General features: G+C 72.1%; 1 protein-coding gene. It reads right to left on the reverse strand.

Annotated features, from left to right (window positions below; translation table 11 throughout):
- Window positions 1-1,112 (reverse strand): beta-ketoacyl synthase N-terminal-like domain-containing protein (locus ACWC5O_RS45525; protein ID WP_450781414.1); only part of this gene is annotated, 1,112 nt, incomplete at both ends.

Genomic DNA, 1,112 nt, shown 5'->3' on the forward strand with positions numbered 1-1,112 from the left:
CGCTGCTGCGGATCCGTCGCCAACGCCTCCCGCGGACTCATCCCGAAGAAACCCGCATCGAAACGATCCGCACCATCAAGGAAGGCACCCACGTCCACATAACTCGTGCCCCGCCGTCCGGCGTCGGGGTCGTACAGGGTGGTGAGGTCCCAGCCACGGTCCGCCGGGAACGCACCCACGGCGTCCCCACCCTCGGACAGCAGCCGCCACAGCCCCTCCGGATCCCGCACACCACCCGGGAACCGGCACGCCATCCCGACGATCACCACCGGATCGTCCACGACACCCGCGCTCACCGGACCCACCACCGCGGGCACCGCCTCGGGCACATCTCCGAGCAGTTGCTCCCGCAGATACCGCGCCAGCGACACCGGCGTCGGATAGTCGAACACCACCGTCGCGGCGAGTGCGACGCCAGTCGCCATCGCGAGGGTGCCGCGCAGCTCGACCGCGGTGAGGGAGTCGACGCCCAGATCGCGGAAGGCCCGCTCGGCGGGTACGGCGGAGGCACCCGAGTAGCCGAGTACGCCGGCGGCGCACAGGCGGACGACTTCGAGGAGGACGCGTTCCTGTTCCGCGGGAGTGAGTCCGGTGAGCTGGCCACGCAGGCCGGAGCCGTCGCCACTGCCGAACCGCTCGGAAGCGGCTCCGGCACCCTCCACGGCCGCGCGTGCTTCGGGCAGCGACTCGATCAGCGGGCTCGGACGCGTCATGGTGAAGGGCGGTGCGAACTCGCCCCAGTGGATGTCCGCGACCATGACGGCCGGCCGGGGTGCGCCTGTGGCGCGGCGCAGGGCGAGTACGCCGAGAGCCGGTTGCAGTGGCAGCACGCCACCGCGGTGCATCCGCCAGGCGACGACCTCCTCGTCGGCCATGCCGCCGTCGGCCCACGGCCCCCACGCGATCGACGTGGCCGGCAGCCCGGCAGCCCGGCGCCGCTCGGCGAGCGCGTCGAGAAACGTGTTGGCCGCCGCGTAGTTGCCCTGACCGGAGGTGCCGAGGGTACCGGAGACCGACGAGAAGAGGACGAAGGCGTCCAGGTCACGGTCGCGGGTGAGTTCGTCCAGATGCAGCGCGCCCAGTGCCTTCGTCCGCAGCACCGCCGCGAACCG

Source organism: Streptomyces sp. NPDC001450, assembly GCF_053597295.1.